The organism is Novosphingobium flavum (assembly GCF_014230315.1).
Classification (GTDB): domain Bacteria; phylum Pseudomonadota; class Alphaproteobacteria; order Sphingomonadales; family Sphingomonadaceae; genus Novosphingobium; species Novosphingobium flavum.
Genome location: NZ_JACLAW010000014.1, coordinates 50,292 through 73,806, shown reverse-complemented (window position 1 = coordinate 73,806; position 23,515 = coordinate 50,292). Strand labels below are relative to the sequence as shown.

Genomic DNA, 23,515 nt, shown 5'->3' with positions numbered 1-23,515 from the left:
GAAGCCCCCGCGCTAAGCACCGCGGCATGAACAGTTTCCGCTTCCTCTGCGCCGCAGCCCTTGCCCCCGTCGCCCTCCTCGTCGGCGGCGGCCCAGCGCTGGCGGACGACCAGAACGCACCGCCGGCCCCTTCCGACGATCCGCACGACCACCCCCCGGCCGAGATCGTGGTGACCGGCGCCCTGCAGGGCAACCGGCTCGATGCGCTTTCGGGGGTGGCCGTCCTGCAAGCGGCCCGGCTTGACCAGGCGATCCGCCCCTCGATCGGCGAGACCCTCGCCAATACCCCCGGCGTCTCGGCCACCTCGTTCGGCCCGACCGCCTCGCGCCCGGTGCTGCGCGGATTGCAGGGCGAGCGGGTCAAGGTCCTGTCCGACGGGATCGGCGCGATCGACGTGTCGAACACCTCGGTCGACCATGCCGCCGTGGTCAATCCGCTGCTGGCCCAGCGGATCGAGGTGCTGCGCGGGCCGCAATCGCTGCTCTATGGCTCTTCGGCGATCGGCGGCGTGGTCAACGTGATCGAGAAGCGCATCCCGACCGACATTCCCCGGGAAGCCTACCATATCGGCGCGCTGGCCACTTATGGCTCGGCCGCCAACGAACGCTCGCTCGGCGGGACGCTCGAAGTGCCGATCGCCGGGCAGTTCGTGTTCCATGCCGATGCCAGCTACGACAAGTCCGACGACATGAAGATCGGCGGCGCGGCGCTGACCCCGGCGCTGCAGGCCCAGGCCCTCGCCACGGCCCGCGCCGGAACCGGCGATCCGGACATCGACTATGCCGGCAATGCCGCCGTCTCCGGCACCCTGCCCAACACCGCGGCGCGGACCTGGACCGTCGGCTCCGGCCTGTCCTACATTGGCGCGAACGGGATGATCGGGGTGTCCTACACCCATACCGACAGCCTCTACGGCGTGCCGATCCGCTTTGCGACCCTGCCTGGCGAAGAGCAGGAAGCCCCCCGGATCAAGCTCAGGCAAGACCGGGTGGACCTGCGCAGCGAGATCGACCCGGCCTCGCCCTTCCTCCAGTCGATCACCTTCCGCGCCGCCTTTGCCGACTATGCCCATTCCGAGCTGGAGCAAGACGGCTCAGTCGGCACGACCTTCCTCGACAAGGGGATCGAGGCCCGGCTGGAACTCAAACAGGCCAAGATCGGTAACTGGCAGGGCGCGAGCGGGGTCCAGTTCGTCAACCGCGACTTCAACGTGATCGGCGACGAGGCCTTCCTGCCCAAGAATACCACCCGGCAGGTCGGCTTGTTCACCGTCCAGCAGCTCGAACTCGGGCCGTGGAAGCTCGAGGCCGGCGCCCGCTTCGAGCACACCGCGCTCAGCACCAACCCGGCCGGCGACCAGCCGCAGTTCTTCAGCGGCGAGCGGGTGTTCAACACCCTGTCCGGCTCGCTCGGGGCCTCCTATGCCCTCGCCCCGCTGTGGCGGCTGGGGATCAACCTCTCGCGCACCGAACGCGCCCCGGCGGCCGAGGAGCTTTTCGCCAATGGCCCGCATGCGGGAACCGAGGCTTACGAGATCGGTGACACCAACCTCGTCCCCGAACGTGCGACCAGCGTCGAGGCGATCCTGCGCGGCGGCGATGCCGATCTCGGTGTCGAGCTTTCGGCCTATCACACCTGGTTCGACAACTTCATCTACGATGATCGCACCGGTGCGGTGATCGACGGCCTGCCGGTCTACCAGAACCGTCAGGGTACCGCCCGCTGGTACGGTTTCGAGGCCCAGGGAAATGCCACGCTCGCCCGCTTCGGCGGCTGGAAGCTGGGCGCCGAGGCCCTGGCCGACTGGGTCCACGCCACGATCCTGAACTACGGCCCCGCCCCGCGCATCCCGCCGCTGAGGGTCCAGGGCACGCTCAGGCTGGCCTCGGAAAAGTGGGACCTCTCGGCCGAGGTCGAGCGCACCACGGCCCAGAACCGCGTCGCCCCCAATGAAACGCCGACCCCCGGCTTCACCACGGTTGGCCTGTCAGTCGGCTGGAAACCGTGGGGCGAGGACCGCCCGCTGTCGTTCATCCTCTCGGGCAACAACCTGTTCGACGTGGTCGCCCGCCGCCACGCGTCCTACCTCAAGGACTATGCCCCGCTGACCGGCCGCGACATCCGCCTGACCGCGCGGCTGGAGCTGTAGGCTCCGGCCGCAGCCACCGCACCCCGCCCGCCCTCGTCATTGCGAGGAGGCAAAGCCGACGAAGCAATCCAGTGCGGCTGCGCACCGGCCCCCGGATTGCTTCGGCCCGCCTCCTCGCAACAACGAAGCGCCAACCCCCAAAAGCGAAACGGCCGCCCCGATGGGACGGCCGCTTTCGTTTTCAGCGTGCTGCTGCCAGCTCAGATGAGCGTGGCGGCGAAGGTCAGGCCGCTGACCGAAGCCGCGACGATGGCCGGCAGCACATATTGTGCGATGCTGCGCATGGGTTTGCTCCTGTTGTGCTCGGACGGGGCCTCGTGGCCTCGTCGATACGCCGTAGTGCGTATGCAGGGCTGCAGATATTGCGCCGCAGCAAATGCTGCAAATGCGAATACCACCTCCGCAGTTGCGTCAAATGCAACTGCAATTGTCGGCAAATGCGCTCATTCCCGCGCCAAGCCGGCCTTCCCGCGCGTTGAACCGCGCAATATGGGCGTTCTAGCCGCGCGTGGCTGGACAGCGCGCGCCGGCGCCACTATCGGCCAGCCATGACTATCCAGCCCTCAGACTCGATCCTGATCGTCGATTTCGGCAGCCAGGTTACCCAGCTGATCGCCCGCCGCGTGCGCGAAGCGGGGGTCTATTCCGAGATCGCCCCGTTCACGCAGGCCGCCGCCGCCTTCGCCCGGATGCAGCCCAAGGGCGTGATCCTTTCGGGCGGCCCGGCCTCGGTCACGCGCGAGGATGGCCCGCGCATCCCCAAGGAAATCCTCGAATCCGGCCTGCCGATGCTCGGCATCTGCTACGGCCAGCAGGCGCTGATGCAGCAGCTCGGCGGCGAGGTGCTGGAGGGCGACGCGGGCGAGTTCGGCCGCGCCTTCATCGAGATCTCCGACAGCTGCGTGCTGTTCGACGGCCTCTGGGCCTCGGGCGAATCGCACCAGGTCTGGATGAGCCATGGCGACAAGGTCACCCGCCTCGCCCCCGGCTTCCGCCCGGTCGCCGCCAGCCCCGGCGCGCCCTTCGCCGTCGTGGCTGACGACGAGCGCCGGATCTACGCCATGCAGTTCCACCCCGAAGTGGTCCACACCCCCGATGGCGGCAAGCTGCTCAAGAACTTCGTGCGCCACGTCTGCGGCCTTGCCGGGGACTGGACCATGGCCGAGTTCCGCAAGACCAAGATCGAGGAAATCCGCGCCCAGGTCGGCAGCGGCAAGGTGATCTGCGGCCTGTCCGGCGGGGTCGATTCGGCCGTGGCCGCCGTCCTCATCCACGAGGCGATCGGCGACCAGCTGACCTGCGTCTTCGTCGATCACGGCCTGATGCGGATGGGCGAGGCCGAGCAGGTCGTCGGCCTGTTCCGCAATCACTACAACATCCCGCTGATCCACAAGGACGTCTCGGCGCTGTTCCTTGGCGGCCTTGCCGGGGTCACCGACCCCGAGGCCAAGCGCAAGTTCATCGGCAAGACCTTCATCGACGTGTTCGAGGAAGAGGCCAAGGGCATCGGTGGCGCCGAATTCCTCGCCCAGGGCACGCTTTACCCGGATGTGATCGAAAGCGTCTCCTTCACCGGCGGGCCTTCGGTAACGATCAAGAGCCACCACAACGTCGGCGGCCTGCCCGAGCGGATGAACATGCAGCTGGTCGAGCCGCTGCGCGAACTGTTCAAGGACGAGGTCCGCGAACTCGGCCGCGAACTCGGCTTGCCCGACATCTTTGTCGGCCGCCACCCCTTCCCCGGTCCCGGCCTCGCCATCCGCATCCCCGGCGAAGTGACACGCGAGCGCTGCGACGTCCTGCGCAAGGCAGACCTGATCTATCTCGAAGAGATCCGCAACGCCGGGCTCTACGACGCGATCTGGCAGGCGTTCGCCGTCCTCCTTCCGGTCCGCACCGTGGGCGTAATGGGCGACGGGCGCACTTACGACAACGTCTGCGCCCTGCGCGCGGTGACCAGCACCGACGGCATGACCGCCGACATCTATCCGTTCGACGCCGCCTTCCTCAGCCGGGTCGCCACCCGGATCATCAACGAGGTCAAGGGCATCAACCGGGTGGTCTACGACTACACCTCGAAGCCGCCCGGCACGATCGAGTGGGAATAAGAAAAAGGGGCGGATTTCCGCCCCTTTTTTGTGTCAGAAAACTATCACAGACCTTGGGCTGCCCGATACCCGCCCCCGCGAAGGCGGGGGGCAAGCGGGAGGGGCCCCGGGGCGGGCCAGCTACCGGTCCGCCAGCACAACGCCGGTCAGGCTCAATCGCGCAGCGCCACCTTGGTATAGGGCACGAACTGGTTCAGCCCGACAAAGCCGCGGTTGAACCCGGTGCTCCGGTCATGCAGTTGCACGATGTCGATGTTGCAGAGCTGGCCCGAGCCATGCAGCACGGTGACCAGGATCGGATCGCCCGACAGCGATTCCGCGCCGGTCGGGCGCTGGACATAGATCGTGCGGCCGCTGCCATAGACGATCGCGGTCTTGTCGATGATGTGGGTCTCGGTATTCGAGCGCGGATCGATGCAGTTGACCGGCTTGCCGGCAACACGGCCGGCCAGCAGCTTGTCGAGTTCCTGCTGCGGGGTCATGCGGGGCGCTGCGGCAAGGGGAACAGCCAGCAACGCGGCAGCCGCAGCGCCGATCGCGAGCCGGGAGAAACGGTTAGCCTTGGTCATGACTCGTCTCCTGTATGCCCCTGTCATAGCATATCGCGCTGAACCGGGGCTGACCATTGTCACCCGGCCGCAAAAAAGGCCGCCGGTTCAGGCCGTTCCGCCGACGGTCAGCCCCTCGACCAGCAGGGTCGGCTGGCCCACTCCGGCGGGGACCGACTGTCCGCCCTTGCCGCAGACGCCCACGCCCTCGTCGAGCGCGAGATCGTTGCCGATCCCCGTCACGCGGGTGAGGACCGAAGGCCCGTCGCCGATCAGCGTCGCGCCCTTGATCGGCGCGCCCAGCCGCCCGTTCTCGATCCGGTAGGCCTCGGTGCAGGAAAATACGAACTTGCCCGAGACGATGTCCACCTGCCCGCCGCCGAACGACTTGGCGTAAATCCCGTCCTTGACGCGGGCGAGCAGCTCGGCCGGATCGTCGTTGCCGGCGCGCATGAAGGTGTTGGTCATGCGCGGCATCGGCGCATGGGCATAGGACTCGCGCCGCCCGTTGCCGGTGGGGGCGACCCCCATCAGCCGGGCGTTGAGCCGGTCCTGGATATAGCCCTTGAGGATGCCATCCTCGATCAGCACGGTTTCCTGCGTCGGCGTGCCCTCGTCGTCGATCGAGAGCGAGCCGCGCCGGCCCATGATGGAACCGTCGTCCACGACGGTCACGCCCGGCGCGCCGACCCGCTCGCCGATCCGGCCCGAGAAGGCCGAGGTGCCCTTGCGGTTGAAATCGCCCTCGAGGCCGTGGCCCACGGCTTCGTGCAGCAGCACACCGGGCCAGCCGGGCCCGAGCAGCACGGTCATCTCGCCCGCCGGGGCGTCGACCGATTCGAGGTTGGTCAGGGCCTGGTCCAGCGCCGTGTCGATCGCCCTGTTCCAGGTCGCGGGCTCGAACAGGTCGTCATAGAGCCGCCGCCCGCCGATCCCGAAGGTGCCGGTCTCGCGCCGCCCGTTCTGCTCGACCACCAGGCTGACGTTGAGCCGCACCAGCGGCCGCACGTCGGTGGCGACGAAGCCGTCGGGCCGCACGATCTCGACCACCGACCACGACCCGGCAAGGCTGGCCGAGACCTGCACCACGCGCGGATCGCGGGCCCGCGCGGCGGCGTCGATCGTCTCGAGCAGGCGAACCTTGGCTCCGAACTCGACCGCGTCGAGCGGCGAGGCATCAGTATAGAGGTGGCGGTTGGAGCGGATCGGCGGCGCGGCGCGCGCGGCCTTGGCAGGGTCGAGCAGGGCGAGCGTCTCTCCGGCACGGCGGATCGCGGCGGCGGAAATCTCGTTGGCATGGGCAAAGGCGGTGGTCTCGCCCGAGACGCCGCGCAGGCCGAACCCGGCATTGCGCGAATAGTCCGCCGTCTTCAGCCGGCCATCGTCAAAGCCGAACGATTCGCTGGCGATGAACTGGAGGAACAGTTCCCCATCCTCGCAGCCCTTGAGCGTCTGCCGCGCCAGTTCCTCCGCCTCCTCGGGCGAAAGCTGGCCGGACCGATAGATGAGCGCGCGCGGATCGAGGAAGGTCATGGGGGGGATATAGGGGCGCCGCTGGCCACAGGAAAGGCGTGTCCTGCAATTGCCAACAAGCGCTCAGCGCCGGGCGAAGCAATAGAGCAGGGCGTCGCTGCCCCCGGCGGCAAGATCAGTCTCGCCGCAACCGCTGCCGGTTTCGGCCGAATTCCAGGATTCCGGATCCTGCCCGCCGCCGGTTCGATCGGGATGGCCAAGGCGCACCGCATCGCTCGCGGCGTGGCTGGTCCAATTGCGGCAAGTCTGGCCGCGTCCCACGGCAAAGGCCGTGCCGTCGGCCCGCGATCCGGTCAGTACCGCGTGACGGCGAGCAGGGGATAGCGGATTGCCGTGTTCGTCGAGCGCATAGGCCGCCGCAATATTGTTGCGGTCCTTGCGTTCCGACAAGCTGATTTGCGACAGGGTTCGCGCAGTCTCGTGCAGTTCCTCGAGATTGCGGGCAATCAATTGCCCACGGGCATTGGCCCAGGGGCCCAGCCCGATACGGTCCCGCGCGTTCTCGGCCGGCCGGCCATCGGACCCGTCGGTGCTGAGATAGGCGCGCCACTGGCGCTGGCCGCCCCCGGCAGCGTTGGCAAGCGCCTGGCAGTGCCGGTCCGCCCCGGCGATACCGCCGAAATCGCCGCCGTGGCCACTGCCGATGCTGGTAACGAAAAATCCCATGACAACGACGGGCGGCGTTGCTTCCGCCCGCGCCTGCGAAAATCGCGCCGCGCCCGCCGATAGCGCACCCGCGCCGAGAGTCAGGATGATGCCGGCAAACGCCTGACGGTAGAGCAAAAATTCCTCCTGGCACCGATTTGACGGCACACTTGATGTATGATTGAATACAATAGTCAAGTATGGAAGGTCGAGGGATGGACAAGGGCGGAACCTGGAGAAACCTCGCCCTGATCGCCGGCGCGGCGGCAGCGATCCCGCTCCTGTCAATTGCGCGCAGCCCGGCCTCGGCCAGTTCCCGCGAACCGGCGCACGGCATGGAAGCACCGGGCATGACCGACATGGCCATGGGGACGAGCGGTCCGGACATGGTCGTCGGCCACCCTTCGGACAGGGACTTCGGCCGCGCCCCTTCGGCCAAACCCCTACCCGCGCCTGCCGTCCCGCCCGAGGTTCCCGCCCTGCCCGGCGAGCCGATGGCGAGAGCCCTGTCCGCACAGAGCGCGGCAGCCTATCTCGACACGGTCGCCGTCAATTGGACGCGCCAGCGCCAGTGTGGCACCTGCCACACCAACTATGCCTACATGATGGGCCGCCCCGCCCTGAACGCGCGGGGGCTGGGCGCAGATGCCGAAGCCAAGGTCCGCGCCTTCTTCGCGGAGCGGGTCCGCAATCGCACTTCGACCCCGGCCCTGCCACACACGCTGATTCTCGGCGCGGTACTGGCGATCAACGACGCGGGCCATGGGCGCGGCCTGTCCCCGGCCACCGCCGAGGCACTCGACCAGGCCTTCGAACTGCAGGATGGCGATGGCGGCTGGACCTACCCGGCCATGTTCTATTCCCCCCCGCTGGGCGATGCCTGGTACGGCGCGGCGATGGTCGCGCTGGGCACAGGACTGGCGCCGGACGGCTATGCGCGGACGCCGCGCGCCATGGCCGGTACCGCACGGCTGCGTGACTGGTTTGCCCGCCATCCTTCACCCAGCCTGCACCACAGCCTGGTCCTGCTCTGGGCTGCCGGCCACATGGATGGCCTGATGACTGAAGACCAGCGCCGCGAGACGATCACACAGGTCCTGGCCCTGCAGCGGCGCGACGGCGGCTGGGCCCTGCCGACGCTGGGCGACTGGAACCGGCGCGACGGCGCGCCCAACGACAGCGCCGCGCCCAGCGACGGCTATGCCACGGGTCTGGTCACTTACGTCATGCAGGATGCCGGAATGACCACGGCGGACCCCCGGCTCGCCGCCGGGATCGCCTGGCTGCGGACACACCAGCGCCGCTCGGGCCGCTGGTTCACCCAGTCGATCAACACCTATGCCAAGGGCAATCTCATCTCGAACATCGGCACGGCCTATGCCGTGATGTCACTGCATCGAGCGGGAGCCCTCTAGGGCTCAGTGCCCGTGGCCGTCCTTGAGCACGAAGCGCTTGTCGCAATATCCGCAGTCGACATAGCCCTTCTCGTCGATTTCCAGCCACACGCGCGGATGGCCGAGCGCGGCGCCGCCACGAATGTCGGTGGCCCCGTCGCACTTGACGCGGTGAGTGGTGACGAAGACGGTTTCCTGGGTCGGTTCGCTCATGCAGGTCCGTTAGCAAACGCAGCGCCGCTCATCCAGCCCGGATTAGCGCCCGTGCGCCCTGCTGCGCAGGCCATGCCGCAGGGCCGCCAGCGCGATCACCAGCGCGGCGAAGACCGCCTCGAAGCACCATCCGGCCGGGCCGGAATGGCCGACCGCCTCGATCCCCCAGCGCTTCTCGATCCACGACCACAGCGGCATCAGCAGCAAGGCCAGCACGGCCGTCACCGGCAGCGCCAGCACCGCCAGGGCCACGAAGACGATCGCTTCCCGTATCACGCGCCGCATCGTCGCCCCCTTGTTCCTCGCCGTGCCCGCCCTTGGGGACTTTACGCGCGCGCGGCCTTCCCGCAAAGGCAGGGGATGACATCGGCCGCCATCTCGATCCGCAATCTGGTCAAACGCTATGCAGGGACGAAAGGCGCGCCCGGCAAGCTCGCGCTCGACGATGTCAGCTTCGACGTGCCGCAGGGCCAGATCTTCGGCCTGCTCGGCCCCAACGGCGCGGGCAAGTCGACCCTGATCAACACCCTGGCCGGCATGGTGATGAAGACCTCGGGCGAAGTCTCGATCTGGGGTTTCAACATCGACAAGGATGCCCGCAACGCCAAGCGCGCAATCGGGATCGTGCCGCAGGAAATCGTCTTCGACCCCTTCTTCACGCCCGCAGAGGTGCTGGAGATCCAGGCCGGCTACTACGGCATTCCCAAGGCCGCCCGGCGCACGATGGAGCTGCTCGCGGCGGTTCACCTGACCGACAAGGCCGGGGCCTATTCGCGCACCCTCTCGGGCGGGATGAAGCGGCGCCTGCTGATCGCCAAGGCCATGGTCCACACCCCGCCGGTCCTCGTGCTCGACGAGCCGACCGCGGGCGTCGACGTCGAACTGCGCCGCCAGCTGTGGGACCTCGTCACCGAGCTCAACGCACAAGGGGTGACCGTGGTGCTGACCACGCACTACCTCGAGGAGGCGGAGGAGCTGTGCGATTCGATCGCCATCATCAATCACGGCAAGCTGATCGCCAACAAGCCGACCCGCGAACTGGTCGGCATGGCGCGCGAGAAGATCGTGGTCCTGACGCTGGACCGCGACCTTGCCGCCCTGCCCGCGCACCCGGCCTTCGCCCGGTGCGAGACCACGGCCGAGCGCACGCTCGAGATCACTTACGACAAGGACAAGCTGACCGCCGGCGAGGTCCTCGCCCTGGTCCAGGCCCAGGGCTACGGCATCGTCGACGTGACCACGCGCGAGGCCGATCTCGAGGACGTCTTCGTCCAGCTCACCAGCCGGCAGCAGGCCGCCGCCTGATCCCGCCCCGCTTCAGTTGAACTGGTAGGGATTGAACTGCGGCGGCGCCGATGCCCCGCCAAGCCAGACGCCGCGCTCGCGCCGATGGATCGGTTGGCCGCAATGGCGGCACAGGCTGACATAGTGCCGGCCATTCCATTTCGACCGCTCCCGCACCGGGGCGTGGCGGTTGAACCAGCACAGCGGAAACAGCATTCGCGACCACGAAATCATTGTTGAAGGCTCCACGGCCAGCCCCGCTGCGTCGCAGCACGACTAACGCCGCCAACGCGGTTTGGCCAGCATGATTCGAGGCGAATCTCAATGGCTTCGCGGCATTTTACAATGGTCAACCGGGCGGGAGCGACTGCCCGCAATCTTCGCAGTTGCAACAATGTCATGTCCCGCCCCGGCGCGGCTTTTCATCGCCGCAGGTTTGCGCCTATCTGGCACACCTGACCCGGCTGTTCGGGCGCCCACGCGGCAGGAAAGGTCTTCGCTTGGAACATGATGTCATCGTCGTCGGTTCGGGCGCTGCGGGGCTGACCGCCGCCCTTGCGCTGGGCGAGCGGCTCAAGGTGCTCGTCATCGCCAAGGGCACGCTGACCAGCGGATCGACTGCCTGGGCCCAGGGCGGCATCGCCGCCGTGCTCGACGCGGGCGACACCTTCGACGATCACATCCGCGACACGATGATCGCCGGGGCCGGGCTCAACCGGCGCGAGACGGTGGAATTCGTGATCGAGCGCGCCCCCCACGCGATCGCCCGACTGGTCGAGCTGGGCGTGCCGTTCAATTCCGAAGGCGCCAACCTCCACCTCACCCGCGAGGGCGGCCATTCCCACCGCCGCATCGTCCATGTCGACGATGCCACCGGCTGGGCGGTCCAGGCCGCCCTGCTCAAGGCGGCCGAGGAGAACCCGAACATCACCCTGCTTCCGGGGCGCGCCTGCATCGACCTGATCACCGGCCGCAACGAGGAGCGCTATTCCGGCTCGGGCCGCGTCTGGGGCGTCTACGCGCTCGACGAGGCAACCGGCAATGTCGAGGCCCACACCGCCCGCGCCACGGTCCTCGCCACCGGCGGGGCAGGCCGCGTCTACCAGTTCTCGACCGCGCCGCGCGGCGCCACCGGCGACGGCATCGCCATGGCCTGGCGCGCGGGCGCGCGGGTCGGCAACATGGAGATGATGCAGTTCCACCCGACCTGCCTCTACAATCTCGAGGTCAAGAACTTCCTGATCACCGAGGCCGTGCGCGGCGAGGGCGGCCGCCTGGTCAACCCGCGCACCGGCAAGCGCTTCATGACCGCCTACGATCCCGAGCGTCTCGAACTCGCCCCGCGCGACGTCGTGGCCCGCGCGATCGACTCCGAGATCAAGAAATTCGGGCTCGACTTCGTCCACCTCGACATCAGCCACATGCCGGCAGACTTCGTGCGCGGTCATTTCCCCACGATCCACGAAAAGCTGCTCGGCCTCGGCATCGACATGACCAAGGACCCGATCCCGGTCGTCCCGGCGCAGCACTATACCTGCGGCGGGGTGATGATCGACCTTGATGGTCGCACCGACCTGCCCGGCCTCTATGCGGCCGGCGAATGCACCGAAAGCGGGCTGCACGGCGCCAACCGCCTCGCCTCCAACTCGCTGCTCGAATGCTTCGTCTTCGGCGAGGCCGCGGCCCACCACATCCTTGCCCACTGGGACGAGTTCAGCGCCCCCCCGCCGATCCGCGCATGGGACGCCAGCCGCGTGACCAATTCCGACGAGGAAGTGATCATCAAGCAGAACTGGACCGAGATCCGCCGCTTCATGTGGAACTACGTGGGCATCGTACGCACCACCAAGCGGCTCGAACGCGCCCAGCACCGGATCAACCTGCTGTCGGGCGAGGTGGACGACTACTACGGCCACTTCCGCGTCACCACCGACCTGATCGAACTGCGCAACCTGCTGCAGAGCGCCGACCTGATCGTGAAGTCGGCCCTGCGCCGCCACGAGAGCCGCGGGCTGCACTACACGCTGGACTATCCTCGCACCCTGCCCGAACCGCGCGACACGATCCTGGTGCCCTGACGGGCCTTGGGACGGGCCCTGGATTTGGGCGTCCCGGCAGGGCGGGATCATTGCGCCGGCCCAAGCGTTTTTCCTGCTCGCAGGAGGATGCCATGCTCGACATCGAATTCACCCCGTCGAACGTCGCCGTGCTCAAGCCCAGGGGCGCGCTGTCGGCGGCGGACTTCACCCGCCTGTCCGAGGCGATCGACCAGCAGACCGCCACGGCCGGCGCCGCCCCCAGCCTGGTCATCGACGCCGGCCAACTGCCGCATTGGGACAGTCTCGACGCGCTCGGAAAGCACCTGCGTTTCGTGCAGGACCATCACCGCCTGGTCCGCAAGGTCGCCGTGGCGGGGGACAATCTCGCGCTCAAAACCCTGCCCCATGTCGCCGACCTGTTCATCGACGCCAAGATCCGCCGCTTCCCCCATGCGAAACTGGGCGATGCGATCGAATGGGCCGGAGCCGAGGGCGACCATCCCGGCGGCTTCGACCTGATCGCGGGCCTGCCGGACGACGTCATCGGCCTCGACGTCCATGGCATCATCACCTCGCAGGACTACCGCGACATGCTGGTCCCGCTGGTCGAGGAGCGACTCAAGGCCCACGGCAAGCTCAAGGCCCTCGCCGTGCTCGGCCCCGGCTTCATCTCCTATTCCGAAGGCGCCGCGCTCGACGACCTGCGCCTCGGCTTCAGCCACTGGAACGACTTCACCCGCGCCGCCATCGTCACCGACATCACCTGGCTGCGCACCGCCACCCGCCTCTTCGCGCCGCTGATGAAATGTGAGGTGAAGGTGTTCGACATGGCCGGTCTGGATGAAGCGAAGGCATGGATTTCCGCTTAGGCGCACCCGTCGCCCCTGCGCCGGAACGGCCGCTATCCACCCTTGGCGAACAAACGCGGTCTGTCCGGACAGGCCGCCGAATACTACCAACCCCACTCAGCCAGAGCTTGTCGAAGGCCACGCGCCAAGCTCACCCAAACATTTCAGCCACACGCCCGCATTCGTAGCGCCCTCGACAGCCGTCGCCCCGGACTTGATCCGGGGCCCCGCTGCTCTTCAGCCATGGTCGTGGCGGAAAGCGGGAAACGCCCCCGACCTCACCTCAAAACAAGTGCCGCCCGATGAAGATCAGCGCCATCGCGCCGAGGATCGAGGCCAGGCACCCAGCCCGGTGAACGCCAGAGCGATAGTCCTCGCCCGACATCGCACCGGCGATCACGCTGGCCAGAACCGAGCCGCCGATCCCGAGCAGGATCGTCATCAACATGCCCATGGCGACCACGCCGGGGTAGAAGTACCGCGCGAGCACCCCGACGATCAGCCCGGAAAAGATCGCACCCAGCAGGTTCAGCATTGCACGCTCCCTTGGTTGGCAGCCCCAACCCTGTCGAACACCCAAAGCGCGTTACGCGCCGTGTGGTTCCGCATCTTGCCTTGCGCCGGGCAGCAATAAAATTGCCGTTCTCGATTCTTTCGTGGTCAAGGCCTTCGGGGCTCTGTCCACGGGCAAAAATTTTTTCACAGATTCACTTTGACTCTTGCGCCGGGCCAGAGTGCCGCTTGTCCCGCGCGTCGCGCCGCATCGATGGGGTAGCGAACAACAACCGACCACCACATCTTGGGGGTGCGCGGGTTTTATCCCCTTGCGCCATACTCAGGAAACGGCACTATCAGTAGTGGTTCGGTATGGGGGAACCTCTAGACCTAGTCGCGGATTGTTACGGCGCGAAGTGCGCCGCGCAAAGGATTCGCCGGGTCGGAAGTTCTTCCGGAGACGTTGCGGTGGACAAGCCGGGGGATAAAAATTCCCCTTTTGTTCTCCTGATGGGGTAGGATGCAAATGCTCTTGCCGATTCGGGCGCAGCGACTCGATGCCGTATCCTGGGGCAACCGATTTTGAGCAGGGGCAGGCTTGTGGATTTCAGCAACGGAGATGACCGGGTGTCGGGCGAAGGTTCCCTGTTTGCGGCGGATGCGCCCGATTTGGTTGTTTCGGAAAAGGAGGCGGGCGGGAGCCCGGCGGTAGCCATGGCGGACAAGACGGACACGGGCTCGGCGGGCCTGGTCGAAGCGATGGGCGCTGAAGCGCTCGCGGGCGCTCTGGCCCAGGTAGCCGCGCCCAGGAAGAAGAAGGACGATTCCAAGTCGGTCCAGCCGCGCCGCTTCACCATCCGCACGGATGTGGAGCGTGACGCGCTGCTGACCGCCTTCGGCAAGGACACGCTCGACGACCGCTATCTCCTTCCCGGCGAGAAGTATCAGGACCTCTTCGCCCGCGTGGCCGATGCCTATGCGGACGACGAGGCTCACGCCCAGCGTCTCTACGACTACATTTCGCAGCTGTGGTTCATGCCCGCCACGCCGGTCCTGTCGAACGGCGGCACCGGGCGCGGCCTGCCGATCTCGTGCTACCTCAACTCGGTGTCGGACAGCCTCGAGGGCATCGTCCAGACCTGGAACGAGAACGTCTGGCTGGCCAGCAAGGGCGGCGGCATCGGCACGTACTGGGGCAAGGTCCGCGGGATCGGTGAACCCGTCGGCCTCAACGGCAAGACCAGCGGCATCATCCCCTTCGTGCGGGTGATGGATTCACTCACCCTCGCCATTTCGCAGGGCTCGCTGCGTCGCGGTTCGGCCGCCTGCTACCTCGACGTCTCGCACCCCGAGATCGAGGAGTTCCTCGAGATCCGCAAGCCGTCGGGCGACTTCAACCGCAAGGCGCTCAACCTGCACCACGGCGTGCTCTTGACCGACGAGTTCATGCAGGCCGTGCGCGACGGCGCGCAGTTCGACCTGCGCTCGCCCAAGACCGGCGAAGTGCGCGGCTCGGTCGATGCCCGCTCGCTGTTCCAGAAGCTGGTCGAAACGCGCCTCGCCACGGGTGAGCCCTACATCGTCTTCTCCGACACGGTGAACCGGATGATGCCCAAGCATCACCGCGATCTCGGGCTCAAGGTCTCGACCTCGAACCTCTGCTCGGAAATCACCCTGCCCACCGGGCGCGACCACCTCGGCAATGACCGCACCGCGGTCTGCTGCCTGTCCTCGCTCAACCTCGAGACGTGGGACGAGTGGAACGGCGAGGAGCGCTTCGTCGAGGACGTCATGCGCTTCCTCGACAACGTGCTGCAGGACTATATCGACCGCGCCGACGACGAGATGGCACGCGCCAAGTATTCGGCCATGCGCGAGCGTTCGGTCGGCATGGGCGTGATGGGCTTCCACTCGTTCCTGCAGATGAAGGGCATCGCCTTCGAGAGCGCCATGGCCAAGGCCTGGAACCTCAAGATGTTCAAGCACATCGCCGCCAAGGCCGATGAAGCCTCGCTGCTGCTGGCGCAAGAACGCGGCGCCTGCCCCGATGCGGCCGAAATGGGCGTGATGCAGCGCTTCTCCTGCAAGATGGCGATCGCGCCCACCGCGTCGATCTCGATCATCTGCGGCGGCACCTCGGCCTGCATCGAGCCGATCCCCGCCAACATCTATACGCACAAGACCCTCTCGGGCTCGTTCGTCGTGGAGAATCCCTACCTCAAGAAGCTGCTCGCCGCGAAGTCGAAGGATTCCACCAACGTGTGGAACTCGATCCTCGAGCAGGGCGGCTCGGTCCAGCACCTCGATTTCCTCTCGCCGGAGGAAAAGGCGGTCTACAAGACCTCGTTCGAGATCGACCAGCGCTGGCTGCTCGAATTCGCGGCAGACCGCACCCCGTTCATCGACCAGGCCCAGTCGCTCAACCTCTACATCCCGGCCGACGTCGACAAGTGGGACCTGATGATGCTGCACTTCCAGGCCTGGGAGAAGGGCATCAAGTCGCTCTACTACCTGCGCTCGAAGTCGATCCAGCGCGCCGGTTTCGCCGGCGGGGTGGAGGCGGACAACACCGCCGAGGCCCCCAAGATCGAACTCGCCGCCGCGACCGACTACGAGGAATGCCTCGCCTGCCAGTAATGGCAGGCGGGCGCCCCGCCCGGGCCTGACCGGCCCGCCCAGGAGGCTCGCCCATGAACCCGAAGGCGTTTGCCGGTCTGTCGCTGGTACTGGTCCTCGCAGCCCTGATCGGGCTGATGATGGTCGTGCTGCCGCAGTACCGCGTCTACTCCCAGCGCCTCGCGGGCGAGGCAGCGCTGGCCGAGGCCCAGTCCTCGCGCCAGGTCGCGATCCTCGAGGCCCGGGCCAAGAAGGAAAGCGCGATCTCGCTGGCAGAGGCGGAGGTCATCCGCGCGGACGGCGCGGCCAAGGCCAACCGCATCCTGCAAAACTCGCTCGGAGGGCCGGAGGGCTACTTGCGCTACCTCCAGATCCAGGCGCTGGAAGACAGCAAGGCCCAATTGATTTACGTGCCGACCGAGGCGGGCCTGCCGATCACCGAGGCGGGCCGGCTCGGCCCGGCCCGGTGATGTCCCATGGTGCATTTCCGATACCCTCCGCGACATTTCGCGGCTTGTGCACGCACGCAAACCTTTGCTTAGAAGCAACAGGTCGCGTCATCGAAGGGGTTGAACATGCGCAAGTGGCACCGCTGGATTTCGGTGTTTTTCGGAATCTTCCTGCTGTGGATCGCGATCACCGGCGTTCTCAGCCAGGTTCCGCTATGGGGCGAAGTGCTCGGCGGCGGCAAGGAGCAGAACGCAGGCCCACCGCCCATGCCGGCCGGCTTCGTCTGCCCCGAAACCATGACCTGCCGGCCCAAGCCGCAGCGACCGCAGGGCTGGCTCAACGTCGGCCTGATCCATCATCTGCATTCGGGCGAAAGCTTCGGTCCGTTCGGCACGATCATTGCCACCTTTGCGGGCCTCGCGATGATCTTCTTCAGCTTCTCCGGCCTCTGGCTCTACATCTCGATGTGGCGCAACCGCTCGTCGAAGAACCTCAAGCCCGGCTGGTTCTGGAAGTAAGCGCAAGCGCGGGATCCCCGGCTCGTCCGGCCAGGGCTCCCGCGCCTCGCGCCCTCTCCTTACTCCTCTTCCTCGAAACCATAGGCCGTGTCGGCATTGGCCGACAGGCGCACCCGGTCGCCGTCGATCGCGGCGACAAGGCCCAGCGGCAGGAAGTGGTGATGCCCCCGGTGGCGCCCCTCGCCGCTGTCCGCCCGGGTCAGCTTGATCCGGTCGCCCTCCACCGCATCCACCGTGCCGAGCCGAACCCCGTCGGCGCCGATCACCTCCATATGCTCGCGGATCCGCTCGCGCAGCGTCTCGCTGCCGCCCGCCGCCCCGCCCATCTGCCCGCCGCCCTGCTCGAACTGCTGCTGCTGGTCATTGGCGGGATTGCGGGGATCGTTGCGTTGATACTCGCCCATTTCGGCTCTCCTTTTCGCCTGCGCGGCCGGCAGGGGAACGCACCGGCCCCGCTACAGCGCCAAGCGCCCCCGCCCCGTCCCGGTTCCACCGCTCGCCGCATTCCGCCGCCCGCCCGCGCCAAGGCTGCGGCAAGGCGTTTGCGCCCCGCGCCATCCCCACCCTTTTCCCCAGCTTCGCCCGGCCCGGCCCCTTCGTTCGCCGCCCGCGCGCCCCTATATTAACCTTCAGATCCTCGGAGAATCGCCATGCCGCTGCTCGAAGCCCGCAAGACCTACAAGCCCTTCGAATATCCCTGGGCCTACGAGTTCTGGAAGCGCCAACAGCAGGTCCACTGGATGCCCGAGGAAGTGCCGCTCGGCGAAGACTGCCGCGACTGGGCGCAGAAGATCTCCGAGCACGAACGCAACCTGCTCACCCAGATCTTCCGCTTCTTCACCCAGGCCGACGTCGAGGTGCAGGATTGCTACCACGAAAAGTACGGCCGCGTATTCAAGCCGACCGAGGTCAAGATGATGCTGGCCGCCTTCTCCAACATGGAGACGATCCACATCGCCGCCTACTCGCACCTGCTTGACACCATCGGCATGCCCGAAAGCGAATACGGCATGTTCCTCGAATACGAGGAAATGAAGGCCAAGCACGACTATCTGCAGCAGTTCGGCGTCGATACCGACGAGGATATCGCCCGCACCCTCGCCATGTTCGGCGGCTTCACCGAAGGGCTCCAGCTCTTCGCCTCCTTCGCCATGCTGATGAACTTCCCCCGCTTCAACAAGATGAAGGGCATGGGCCAGATCGTCTCCTGGTCGGTCCGCGATGAAAGCCTCCACTGTGAAGGCATCACCCGCCTCTTCCACGCCTTCGTCGCCGAACGCGGCTGCCTCACCAAGGCGGTCAAGGAAGACATCATCGATTGCTGCCAGAAAACCGTCCGCCTCGAAGACGCCTTCATCGATCTCGCCTTCGAAATGGGCCCCGTCCCCGGCATGAGCCCCAAGGAAATCAAGCGCTACATCCGCTACATCGCGGACTGGCGCCTCGGCCAACTCGGCCTCCAGCCGATCTACATGATCGAAGACCACCCCCTGCCCTGGCTGACCCCGCTGCTAAACGGCGTCGAACACGCCAACTTCTTCGAAACCCGCGCCACCGAATACTCGAAGGGCGCCACCCGCGGTGACTGGCAAACCGTCTGGAACTCCTTCGACAAGCGCCGCAAGGCCAAGGACGCCGCCAACGGCGACGCCGCTTCGGGCGAAACCGAAGTCGACATGTTCGGCGCGGCGGGCATCGCGGCGGAGTGAGGTTTTAGGGTAGAAAGAAAAGGGAAAGTGCGAGGGCCATCGCCCTCGCGCTCCCGAAAACGGGTGATCCGCCAGCATGGCGACAACTAAGTGACAAAAACGTGAATTCGGGAACAACCGATCTGGGTGACGGACTCTACGACCCCCGTGCCGTAGCGAACTTAATTATTGAAGTTATCCACAAGCCTATAACCAACCTGACTCTGCAAAAGCTTCTGTACTTCGTTCACGGAGCCCACCTTCTGCAAAAGAAAAAGGCACTAGTTACCGGATATTTTGAAGCGTGGACGCACGGGCCCGTGCACCCAGCAATATATTCTGAATTTAAAGATTTTGGCTCAGAACCAATTACCCGTAAGGCATTTCGAAAAAATATTAGAACTGGTGAGTTGCTAGATATAAATATAGAGCTCGATTCAGATACAATTTCGATATGCAACAGCGTGATTAATTCATTGAGAAATTTGTCTCCAGGCCAATTGGTAGCGCTCTCCCATGCATCCGGCAGCGCGTGGCATAAGGTCTATAGGAGATCAAAGAGCGAACATATGCTAGGGTTGCGGATGTCAAATAAGGCGATTCTAGATGGCTATAAAAGCCACTGGTTTTTGGCTGACAAATTGGAGGTCGCAAATGAGCCTACCGAAGATACGCCACTTACCTATTACAGACTTAGCTAGGATATCGACGCTACCTGAGGACATGCGCTGGCATGCGCTCGTTCAGGTAAAGAGCGGCGGGATAGGGCCGAACTACAACCCAACTCGCTCGGAATTTCCCGGTATCGTTAATCGCCAACCCGGCATTTTCGAATCGGTACGAGATTCATGGGATGCAGTCGAAAGCCACATTAAGAAGAGATGTAGGTCCCCCGAGGAAGAGGGCATGAACCTCCCTGTCGCCCGGCAACTGTACGACTATTGCGCTCAGCACAAGGTGAATGCGTTAGAGCTTGAAGGGTGGCCGATTTCATTTTCTGTCGGCCCTAAACTCCAAGCGTGGTCACCGGCTCTTTTCGTTTATCCGGATCGAATCACCATTCCTTTCGTCGACCCCCGAAAAGGCAAACGCCTGACTCGGGAAGGTATTCGCTTTATATTCTCCATCCAATTCCATGCGGTACGGGTTAACAACCCCGACTATGATGAAGTTCATGGAGAAATAATTCAGTTCTCTAAGGAAGACGGACGCAGCATTCGCATAATTCCAGAAGATGGAATGCGCCTATTTTCATATGAAGAATTAGAATTTATGATTAGCCAAACTCAGCGAATGTGGTTCGACGTTTTGACAGACAGGCAACAAGAGACCCGCCGTCGCGCTGGGGGGACCGGTTCTTTAATTTAACTGGGTGGGGAATGGTGATAGTATACCAGATGCCGCCATAGTCGATCTATTGACGTGCTCGAATGGTTCATTCGCGCGACAAATACCCGGGAGCGCGAGGGCGATGGCCCTCACATTCACTTCTTCTTCCCCGCACCTTTCCCCTTCACCCCCCGCGCCTTGATCTGGCGAATCCGCGCGAGGTCGCCCTTGACCACCGCCAGCGCATCGCGCTCCGCTGGGGTTAGGCCCTCTTTCCCGGCGAAGTGGTCGATCAGCACTTCCAGCGCTTCGCCGATGTGGCCGATCTGCCGGCCGTAGGAGCCGACTTCTTCCAGCACGTCGCGTTCGAGTTCGGGGTGTTTGGTTTCGCCGATGGCGATGTTGACGAGGCCGATCTGGTCCCCATCGAAATTCCAGGTCCACGGGTTGATGGCTTGCATCAGGGTCTGCGGGGCGAGGTTGAACTGGTAGGGGCGGTCGGCAGGCATGGCGGCACTCCCTTGAGAATCGCCGCCAAGAACCGCGGCTGGCCGCAGCCTACAGGCCGCGCTGCAACGCAGCAAATTCCCGGGAGCGCGAGGGCAATGGCCCTCGCGCCTACCCTTCAACCTTAAAAAATCACCGCTTGCGCACGAACTCCGCCCGCAGCACCAGTCCCTTGATCCCGTCGAACTTGCAGTCGATCTCCTGCGCGTCGCCGGTCAGGCGGATGGACTTGATCAGGGTGCCTTGCTTGAGCGTCTGCCCGGCGCCTTTCACGGTCAGGTCCTTGATCAGGGTCACCTGGTCGCCGTCGGCAAGGATATTCCCCACCGCGTCGCGCACTTCCACCGCGCCTTCGGCCGCTTTCTTGGCGGCGAGTTCGCTCGCGGCCATCCATTCGCCGCTGTCCTCGTCATAGACGTAGTCGTCGTCGCTCGCGCTCATCGTCGGTTCCTCCGGTTGCGCCAGCGCCATAGCGGCGCGGCGGGGGATTGTCGCGGGCGCACTGCAAATGGAAGGGGCCGGGGAGACTTGTGCGACCCTCCCCAGCCCCGACGCCCCCTGGGGCTCCACCGAGAACGGATTGCCGATCAGGTCACTTGCACTTGATGAACTTGCCCTTGGCGTCCTTGCACGGCCCCTTCTTCACCGGGGCGGCGGCCTTGGCCGGGGGGCACTTGATGAACTTGCCCTTGGAATCCTTGCACGGCGCGGCGAACGAGGTCGCGGGCGCGGCGGCGAGCGAGAGGGTGAGAGCGCTGGCGAGAGCAATCGCGATACGATTCATGGCATGTCTCCTCCGGGGTCGGGTCGACCCGGTATGAAACTGCCTCATCCGCCTTGCCCGCGCGGTGGCCACAGCATTACCGTTTGGACAGCCTTTGCTTCCCAAGGTTAAGCGCCGCGGCGGCCTTGATCAGCGCGGTGAAGGCTGGCCGGTCGAGCGTCTCGCCCTCGCGCAGGTCGATCGCGCGGCGCACGTTGCCCTCAAGGCTGGCGTTGAACAGCCCGGCCGGGTCCGCCAGCGCGGCCCCCTTGGCGAAGGTGAGCTTGACCACCTGCTTGTACGTTTCCCCGGTGCAGATGATCCCGCCCTGCTCCCACACCGGCACGCCGCGCCATTTCCACGTTTCCGTCACTTCGGGCAGCGCCTCGTGGATCATCTGGCGCACGCGGGCGAGCGTTTCGCCGCGCCAGTCGCCAAGCTCGGCGATGCGTTGGTCGATCATGCGGGGGGCCTGGGTCTGGTCGAAATCGGACATGGGTTTTCCTCGGGGACAATCGGCGGCGGCAAGTTTACCGCACGGTGCCGCCGCGCCAAGGAAAACGGATGCTGCGCGAACTTGCTCCCGATCTGGCCGCCAACCTTGCCGCCAACCTCGCCACCGCGCTGATTGTCCTGAACTTCGTCAGCTTCGCCGCCTTCGGCATCGACAAGGCCCTGGCCGAGCGCGGCCGCCGCCGGATTTCCGAAGCGCGGCTGCTGCAACTGGCCTTTTTCGGGGGCACGCCCGGCGCCTACGCCGGCCGCGCCCTGTTCCGCCACAAGACCCGCAAGCAGCCCTTCTGCGCCCGCCTGCACACGGTCGCGGCCCTGCAGGTGCTGGCCCTCGCTGCCGCCGGGGCGTGGTGGCTGTCCCGCTGATTTTCCTACTCGGCGCCGCGCTGGTAGGGTCCTGCCCATGCGCACCTTTGCCCCTTCGTTTCCGCCCGTGATCCGGGGCAACGGGCAGGCCGAATTTTTTCGTTCAGAACCCTGTCAACTTCGTCAACTTCGCCGTCACTTGCCCACGAACAGGAAGCCCACGGCGCCCATCAGGCACAGGAAGGCGGCGGCGTGGCGCCAGTGCAGCGGCTCGCCCAGCACGGCCACCATGAAGCCCGCGAACACGATCAGCGAAATCGCTTCCTGCACGATCTTGAGCTGCCCCGCGCTCCACCCGCTGGCATAGCCGATGCGGTTGGCGGGCACGGCCAGGCAATATTCGATCAGCGCGATCCCCCAGCTGACGAGGATCACCATCACGATCGGCCGGGTCATGGCCACGGTCGGCCCGCCCCGCAGGTGCCAGTACCACGCCGTGGTCATGAACAGGTTGGACAGGGCCAGCAGCAGGACCGTGGTCATCCCCGCGCCTCGCGCTCGCTTACTGCGCGGCGGCGGTTGCCGCCGGCGCCAGAGCCGCCGCATCGGTGGCCGCCTCGTCCGCCGCGTCAGTCGCCTTGGCCTCGCCCTTGGCGCGCGGGCCCCGCTCCGCCCCCGGATCGAGCGGCGGCTGCGAGGTCAGACGGTCTTCCGGCAGCATGGCGTCGCTGGCCGATCCCGGCAGGATCTCGCCCGAGGCCGTGGCCTGCTTGTTGTCCGACCCCTTGCAGCCGGCCAGCGGCAGGGCAATCACGAGGGCAAGGCAGGCGAGGCGCATCGACGGAACTCCGGTCATACTCAAGGGCAGGGCGTATCGAGCTTGGCAAGAAATGCCGGAGCCTGGGCCAGCAAGGCGGTGTCCCATTCCTCGGCCGAGACCGCAAGCCCGAGCCGCGCTAGGCTCGTCACCCCGAATTCGTCGATCCCGCAGGGGACGATCCCGGTGAAGTGCGAAAGATCGGGCGAAAGGTTGACCGAAAACCCGTGCATGGTCACCCACCGCCGGATGCGCACCCCGATCGCCCCGATTTTCGCCTCGGTCCCGTCGATATCCCGCGTCCAGATCCCGATCCGCCCCTCGGCGCGCCAGGCCTCGACCCCGAAGGAGCCGAGCGTGTCGATCACCCAGCCCTCGATGGCGTGGACGAAGCCGCGCACGTCGCGCGCGCGGGTCCGCAGGTCGAGCAGGACATAGCCGATGCGCTGACCGGGGCCGTGATAGGTGTAGCGCCCGCCGCGCCCGGCCTCGACCACCTCGAAGCGCGGATCGAGCAGTTCGGCCGCCGCCGCGCTGGTGCCGGCGGTATAGACCGGAGGATGTTCGAGCAGCCAGACCAGCTCGCGCGCCGTCCCTTCGGCAATGGCCGCGTTGCGCCGCTCCATCTCCTCCAGCGCCGCGCGATAGGGCACCTGCGCGGTCTCGCGGCGCCATTCGATGGTGTCCGGAAGGAGCGAAATGGGATCGGCCTGCATCGCGCGTTGCGTGGCGCCATTCGCTGCGGTTATCA

29 protein-coding genes are annotated in these 23,515 nt (G+C 65.9%); 13 read left to right on the top strand and 16 right to left on the bottom strand.

Features of this window, described 5'->3' with window-relative positions; genetic code table 11:
* Positions 1–26: 26 nt before the first annotated feature.
* On the top strand, positions 27–2,150 hold the full coding sequence (locus tag H7F51_RS16295; RefSeq protein WP_185665376.1) for a TonB-dependent receptor: 2,124 nt from the start codon (positions 27–29) through the stop codon (positions 2,148–2,150).
* A gap of 200 nt (positions 2,151–2,350) precedes the next feature.
* Here H7F51_RS16295 and H7F51_RS16290 read toward each other — a convergent pair whose 3' ends face one another.
* A complete protein-coding gene (locus H7F51_RS16290; protein ID WP_185665375.1) occupies positions 2,351–2,587 on the bottom strand; it encodes a hypothetical protein in 237 nt (78 codons plus the stop codon).
* A 111-nt stretch (positions 2,588–2,698) separates the two neighbouring features.
* Between H7F51_RS16290 and guaA the strand changes: the two genes are divergently transcribed.
* Positions 2,699–4,258 carry a glutamine-hydrolyzing GMP synthase gene (gene guaA / locus H7F51_RS16285; RefSeq protein ID WP_185665374.1) on the top strand — a complete coding sequence of 520 codons (1,560 nt, stop codon included), beginning with the start codon at positions 2,699–2,701 and terminating at the stop codon, positions 4,256–4,258.
* 152 nt (positions 4,259–4,410) lie between these two features.
* Here guaA and H7F51_RS16280 read toward each other — a convergent pair whose 3' ends face one another.
* From H7F51_RS16280 to H7F51_RS16270, 3 genes are all read right to left on the bottom strand, one after another.
* The gene (locus tag H7F51_RS16280) at positions 4,411–4,827 is read right to left on the bottom strand and encodes a hypothetical protein (protein ID WP_185665373.1); all 417 of its coding nucleotides are present in this window, start codon (positions 4,825–4,827) and stop codon (positions 4,411–4,413) included.
* Between the two features lie 87 nt (positions 4,828–4,914).
* Positions 4,915–6,339: a metalloprotease TldD gene (gene tldD, locus H7F51_RS16275; RefSeq protein ID WP_185665372.1), complete on the bottom strand. Its 1,425-nt coding sequence runs from the start codon at positions 6,337–6,339 to the stop codon at positions 4,915–4,917.
* A gap of 63 nt (positions 6,340–6,402) precedes the next feature.
* Positions 6,403–7,122 (bottom strand): hypothetical protein, encoded by a 720-nt coding sequence (locus H7F51_RS16270; RefSeq protein WP_221774190.1) that lies wholly within the window; start codon positions 7,120–7,122, stop codon positions 6,403–6,405.
* 77 nt (positions 7,123–7,199) lie between these two features.
* On the opposite strand from H7F51_RS16270, the gene H7F51_RS16265 reads away from it, so the two are divergent.
* On the top strand, positions 7,200–8,399 hold the full coding sequence (locus H7F51_RS16265; RefSeq protein WP_185665371.1) for a prenyltransferase/squalene oxidase repeat-containing protein: 1,200 nt from the start codon (positions 7,200–7,202) through the stop codon (positions 8,397–8,399).
* A 3-nt stretch (positions 8,400–8,402) separates the two neighbouring features.
* Here H7F51_RS16265 and H7F51_RS16260 read toward each other — a convergent pair whose 3' ends face one another.
* Positions 8,403–8,591, bottom strand: coding sequence for a zinc-finger domain-containing protein (locus H7F51_RS16260; RefSeq protein ID WP_185665370.1), 189 nt, complete (start codon positions 8,589–8,591; stop codon positions 8,403–8,405).
* Positions 8,592–8,633: 42 nt separating this feature from the next.
* Positions 8,634–8,876, bottom strand: a complete 243-nt coding sequence (locus tag H7F51_RS16255; RefSeq protein WP_185665369.1) for a hypothetical protein — start codon at positions 8,874–8,876, stop codon at positions 8,634–8,636.
* Positions 8,877–8,951: 75 nt separating this feature from the next.
* On the opposite strand from H7F51_RS16255, the gene H7F51_RS16250 reads away from it, so the two are divergent.
* Complete coding sequence (locus tag H7F51_RS16250) at positions 8,952–9,896, top strand: ABC transporter ATP-binding protein (protein WP_185665368.1); 945 nt, start codon at positions 8,952–8,954, stop codon at positions 9,894–9,896.
* A 12-nt stretch (positions 9,897–9,908) separates the two neighbouring features.
* Here H7F51_RS16250 and H7F51_RS16245 read toward each other — a convergent pair whose 3' ends face one another.
* Positions 9,909–10,109 (bottom strand): hypothetical protein, encoded by a 201-nt coding sequence (locus H7F51_RS16245; RefSeq protein WP_185665367.1) that lies wholly within the window; start codon positions 10,107–10,109, stop codon positions 9,909–9,911.
* Positions 10,110–10,375: 266 nt separating this feature from the next.
* On the opposite strand from H7F51_RS16245, the gene nadB reads away from it, so the two are divergent.
* Both nadB and H7F51_RS16235 read left to right on the top strand, forming a co-directional pair.
* Positions 10,376–11,953 carry an L-aspartate oxidase gene (nadB, locus tag H7F51_RS16240; RefSeq protein ID WP_185665366.1) on the top strand — a complete coding sequence of 526 codons (1,578 nt, stop codon included), beginning with the start codon at positions 10,376–10,378 and terminating at the stop codon, positions 11,951–11,953.
* Between the two features lie 92 nt (positions 11,954–12,045).
* A complete protein-coding gene (locus tag H7F51_RS16235; protein ID WP_185665365.1) occupies positions 12,046–12,783 on the top strand; it encodes a SpoIIAA family protein in 738 nt (245 codons plus the stop codon).
* Positions 12,784–13,045: 262 nt separating this feature from the next.
* Here the strand turns inward: H7F51_RS16235 and H7F51_RS16230 are convergent, their stop codons facing one another.
* Complete coding sequence (locus H7F51_RS16230) at positions 13,046–13,297, bottom strand: GlsB/YeaQ/YmgE family stress response membrane protein (RefSeq protein WP_185665364.1); 252 nt, start codon at positions 13,295–13,297, stop codon at positions 13,046–13,048.
* Positions 13,298–13,971: 674 nt separating this feature from the next.
* On the opposite strand from H7F51_RS16230, the gene H7F51_RS16225 reads away from it, so the two are divergent.
* The 3 genes from H7F51_RS16225 (at position 13,972) to H7F51_RS16215 (ending at position 16,841) form a co-directional block, all read left to right on the top strand.
* On the top strand, positions 13,972–15,894 hold the full coding sequence (locus H7F51_RS16225; RefSeq protein ID WP_246448653.1) for a ribonucleoside-diphosphate reductase subunit alpha: 1,923 nt from the start codon (positions 13,972–13,974) through the stop codon (positions 15,892–15,894).
* 53 nt (positions 15,895–15,947) lie between these two features.
* Positions 15,948–16,343, top strand: coding sequence for an SPFH domain-containing protein (locus tag H7F51_RS16220; protein WP_185665362.1), 396 nt, complete (start codon positions 15,948–15,950; stop codon positions 16,341–16,343).
* 105 nt (positions 16,344–16,448) lie between these two features.
* A complete protein-coding gene (locus H7F51_RS16215) occupies positions 16,449–16,841 on the top strand; it encodes a PepSY-associated TM helix domain-containing protein (RefSeq protein WP_185665361.1) in 393 nt (130 codons plus the stop codon).
* A 59-nt stretch (positions 16,842–16,900) separates the two neighbouring features.
* Here the strand turns inward: H7F51_RS16215 and H7F51_RS16210 are convergent, their stop codons facing one another.
* A complete protein-coding gene (locus H7F51_RS16210) occupies positions 16,901–17,167 on the bottom strand; it encodes a DUF2171 domain-containing protein (RefSeq protein ID WP_185665415.1) in 267 nt (88 codons plus the stop codon).
* A gap of 324 nt (positions 17,168–17,491) precedes the next feature.
* Between H7F51_RS16210 and H7F51_RS16205 the strand changes: the two genes are divergently transcribed.
* The 3 genes from H7F51_RS16205 (at position 17,492) to socB (ending at position 19,897) form a co-directional block, all read left to right on the top strand.
* Positions 17,492–18,550, top strand: coding sequence for a ribonucleotide-diphosphate reductase subunit beta (locus H7F51_RS16205; RefSeq protein WP_185665360.1), 1,059 nt, complete (start codon positions 17,492–17,494; stop codon positions 18,548–18,550).
* 101 nt (positions 18,551–18,651) lie between these two features.
* Positions 18,652–19,230, top strand: a complete 579-nt coding sequence (socA, locus tag H7F51_RS16200; protein WP_185665359.1) for a type VI toxin-antitoxin system SocA family antitoxin — start codon at positions 18,652–18,654, stop codon at positions 19,228–19,230.
* The gene (gene socB, locus H7F51_RS18985) at positions 19,136–19,897 is read left to right on the top strand and encodes a type VI toxin-antitoxin system SocB family DNA replication inhibitor toxin (RefSeq protein ID WP_425491038.1); all 762 of its coding nucleotides are present in this window, start codon (positions 19,136–19,138) and stop codon (positions 19,895–19,897) included. Before socA ends, socB begins: the two co-directional genes overlap by 95 nt.
* Before the next feature lie 116 nt (positions 19,898–20,013).
* On the opposite strand, the gene H7F51_RS16190 is transcribed toward socB, so the two are convergent.
* From H7F51_RS16190 to H7F51_RS16175, 4 genes are all read right to left on the bottom strand, one after another.
* Positions 20,014–20,367 carry a hypothetical protein gene (locus H7F51_RS16190; RefSeq protein WP_185665357.1) on the bottom strand — a complete coding sequence of 118 codons (354 nt, stop codon included), beginning with the start codon at positions 20,365–20,367 and terminating at the stop codon, positions 20,014–20,016.
* Between the two features lie 130 nt (positions 20,368–20,497).
* A complete protein-coding gene (locus H7F51_RS16185) occupies positions 20,498–20,806 on the bottom strand; it encodes an alkylphosphonate utilization protein (protein WP_185665356.1) in 309 nt (102 codons plus the stop codon).
* Positions 20,807–20,957: 151 nt separating this feature from the next.
* Positions 20,958–21,149, bottom strand: coding sequence for a hypothetical protein (locus H7F51_RS16180; RefSeq protein WP_185665355.1), 192 nt, complete (start codon positions 21,147–21,149; stop codon positions 20,958–20,960).
* Positions 21,150–21,225: 76 nt separating this feature from the next.
* A complete protein-coding gene (locus H7F51_RS16175) occupies positions 21,226–21,624 on the bottom strand; it encodes a DUF1801 domain-containing protein (protein ID WP_185665354.1) in 399 nt (132 codons plus the stop codon).
* Between the two features lie 68 nt (positions 21,625–21,692).
* On the opposite strand from H7F51_RS16175, the gene H7F51_RS16170 reads away from it, so the two are divergent.
* Positions 21,693–22,007, top strand: a complete 315-nt coding sequence (locus tag H7F51_RS16170; RefSeq protein ID WP_185665353.1) for a DUF1294 domain-containing protein — start codon at positions 21,693–21,695, stop codon at positions 22,005–22,007.
* Positions 22,008–22,142: 135 nt separating this feature from the next.
* Here H7F51_RS16170 and H7F51_RS16165 read toward each other — a convergent pair whose 3' ends face one another.
* From H7F51_RS16165 to lipB, 3 genes are read right to left on the bottom strand one after another with little or no spacing between them, the layout of a single operon-like run.
* Complete coding sequence (locus H7F51_RS16165; protein WP_185665352.1) at positions 22,143–22,490, bottom strand: DMT family protein; 348 nt, start codon at positions 22,488–22,490, stop codon at positions 22,143–22,145.
* A 19-nt stretch (positions 22,491–22,509) separates the two neighbouring features.
* Positions 22,510–22,803 (bottom strand): hypothetical protein, encoded by a 294-nt coding sequence (locus tag H7F51_RS16160; RefSeq protein ID WP_185665351.1) that lies wholly within the window; start codon positions 22,801–22,803, stop codon positions 22,510–22,512.
* A 2-nt stretch (positions 22,804–22,805) separates the two neighbouring features.
* Positions 22,806–23,480 (bottom strand): lipoyl(octanoyl) transferase LipB, encoded by a 675-nt coding sequence (gene lipB, locus H7F51_RS16155; protein WP_185665350.1) that lies wholly within the window; start codon positions 23,478–23,480, stop codon positions 22,806–22,808.
* Positions 23,481–23,515: the final 35 nt, after the last annotated feature.

What these genes read in the sequence shown, in the direction of transcription:
- H7F51_RS16295 (WP_185665376.1), top strand. Translation starts at nt 27, where the DNA reads ATGAACAGTTTCCGCTTCCTCTGCGCCGCAGCCCTTGCCCCCGTCGCC.
- guaA (WP_185665374.1), top strand. Translation starts at nt 2,699, where the DNA reads ATGACTATCCAGCCCTCAGACTCGATCCTGATCGTCGATTTCGGCAGC.
- H7F51_RS16280 (WP_185665373.1), bottom strand. Translation starts at nt 4,827, where the DNA reads ATGACCAAGGCTAACCGTTTCTCCCGGCTCGCGATCGGCGCTGCGGCT.
- tldD (WP_185665372.1), bottom strand. Translation starts at nt 6,339, where the DNA reads ATGACCTTCCTCGATCCGCGCGCGCTCATCTATCGGTCCGGCCAGCTT.
- H7F51_RS16265 (WP_185665371.1), top strand. Translation starts at nt 7,200, where the DNA reads ATGGACAAGGGCGGAACCTGGAGAAACCTCGCCCTGATCGCCGGCGCG.
- H7F51_RS16260 (WP_185665370.1), bottom strand. Translation starts at nt 8,591, where the DNA reads ATGAGCGAACCGACCCAGGAAACCGTCTTCGTCACCACTCACCGCGTC.
- H7F51_RS16255 (WP_185665369.1), bottom strand. Translation starts at nt 8,876, where the DNA reads ATGCGGCGCGTGATACGGGAAGCGATCGTCTTCGTGGCCCTGGCGGTG.
- H7F51_RS16250 (WP_185665368.1), top strand. Translation starts at nt 8,952, where the DNA reads ATGACATCGGCCGCCATCTCGATCCGCAATCTGGTCAAACGCTATGCA.
- H7F51_RS16245 (WP_185665367.1), bottom strand. Translation starts at nt 10,109, where the DNA reads ATGATTTCGTGGTCGCGAATGCTGTTTCCGCTGTGCTGGTTCAACCGC.
- H7F51_RS16235 (WP_185665365.1), top strand. Translation starts at nt 12,046, where the DNA reads ATGCTCGACATCGAATTCACCCCGTCGAACGTCGCCGTGCTCAAGCCC.
- H7F51_RS16230 (WP_185665364.1), bottom strand. Translation starts at nt 13,297, where the DNA reads ATGCTGAACCTGCTGGGTGCGATCTTTTCCGGGCTGATCGTCGGGGTG.
- H7F51_RS16225 (WP_246448653.1), top strand. Translation starts at nt 13,972, where the DNA reads ATGGCGGACAAGACGGACACGGGCTCGGCGGGCCTGGTCGAAGCGATG.
- H7F51_RS16220 (WP_185665362.1), top strand. Translation starts at nt 15,948, where the DNA reads ATGAACCCGAAGGCGTTTGCCGGTCTGTCGCTGGTACTGGTCCTCGCA.
- H7F51_RS16215 (WP_185665361.1), top strand. Translation starts at nt 16,449, where the DNA reads ATGCGCAAGTGGCACCGCTGGATTTCGGTGTTTTTCGGAATCTTCCTG.
- H7F51_RS16210 (WP_185665415.1), bottom strand. Translation starts at nt 17,167, where the DNA reads ATGGGCGGGGCGGCGGGCGGCAGCGAGACGCTGCGCGAGCGGATCCGC.
- H7F51_RS16205 (WP_185665360.1), top strand. Translation starts at nt 17,492, where the DNA reads ATGCCGCTGCTCGAAGCCCGCAAGACCTACAAGCCCTTCGAATATCCC.
- socB (WP_425491038.1), top strand. Translation starts at nt 19,136, where the DNA reads ATGGCTATAAAAGCCACTGGTTTTTGGCTGACAAATTGGAGGTCGCAA.
- H7F51_RS16190 (WP_185665357.1), bottom strand. Translation starts at nt 20,367, where the DNA reads ATGCCTGCCGACCGCCCCTACCAGTTCAACCTCGCCCCGCAGACCCTG.
- H7F51_RS16185 (WP_185665356.1), bottom strand. Translation starts at nt 20,806, where the DNA reads ATGAGCGCGAGCGACGACGACTACGTCTATGACGAGGACAGCGGCGAA.
- H7F51_RS16180 (WP_185665355.1), bottom strand. Translation starts at nt 21,149, where the DNA reads ATGAATCGTATCGCGATTGCTCTCGCCAGCGCTCTCACCCTCTCGCTC.
- H7F51_RS16175 (WP_185665354.1), bottom strand. Translation starts at nt 21,624, where the DNA reads ATGTCCGATTTCGACCAGACCCAGGCCCCCCGCATGATCGACCAACGC.
- H7F51_RS16170 (WP_185665353.1), top strand. Translation starts at nt 21,693, where the DNA reads ATGCTGCGCGAACTTGCTCCCGATCTGGCCGCCAACCTTGCCGCCAAC.
- H7F51_RS16165 (WP_185665352.1), bottom strand. Translation starts at nt 22,490, where the DNA reads ATGACCACGGTCCTGCTGCTGGCCCTGTCCAACCTGTTCATGACCACG.
- H7F51_RS16160 (WP_185665351.1), bottom strand. Translation starts at nt 22,803, where the DNA reads ATGACCGGAGTTCCGTCGATGCGCCTCGCCTGCCTTGCCCTCGTGATT.
- lipB (WP_185665350.1), bottom strand. Translation starts at nt 23,480, where the DNA reads ATGCAGGCCGATCCCATTTCGCTCCTTCCGGACACCATCGAATGGCGC.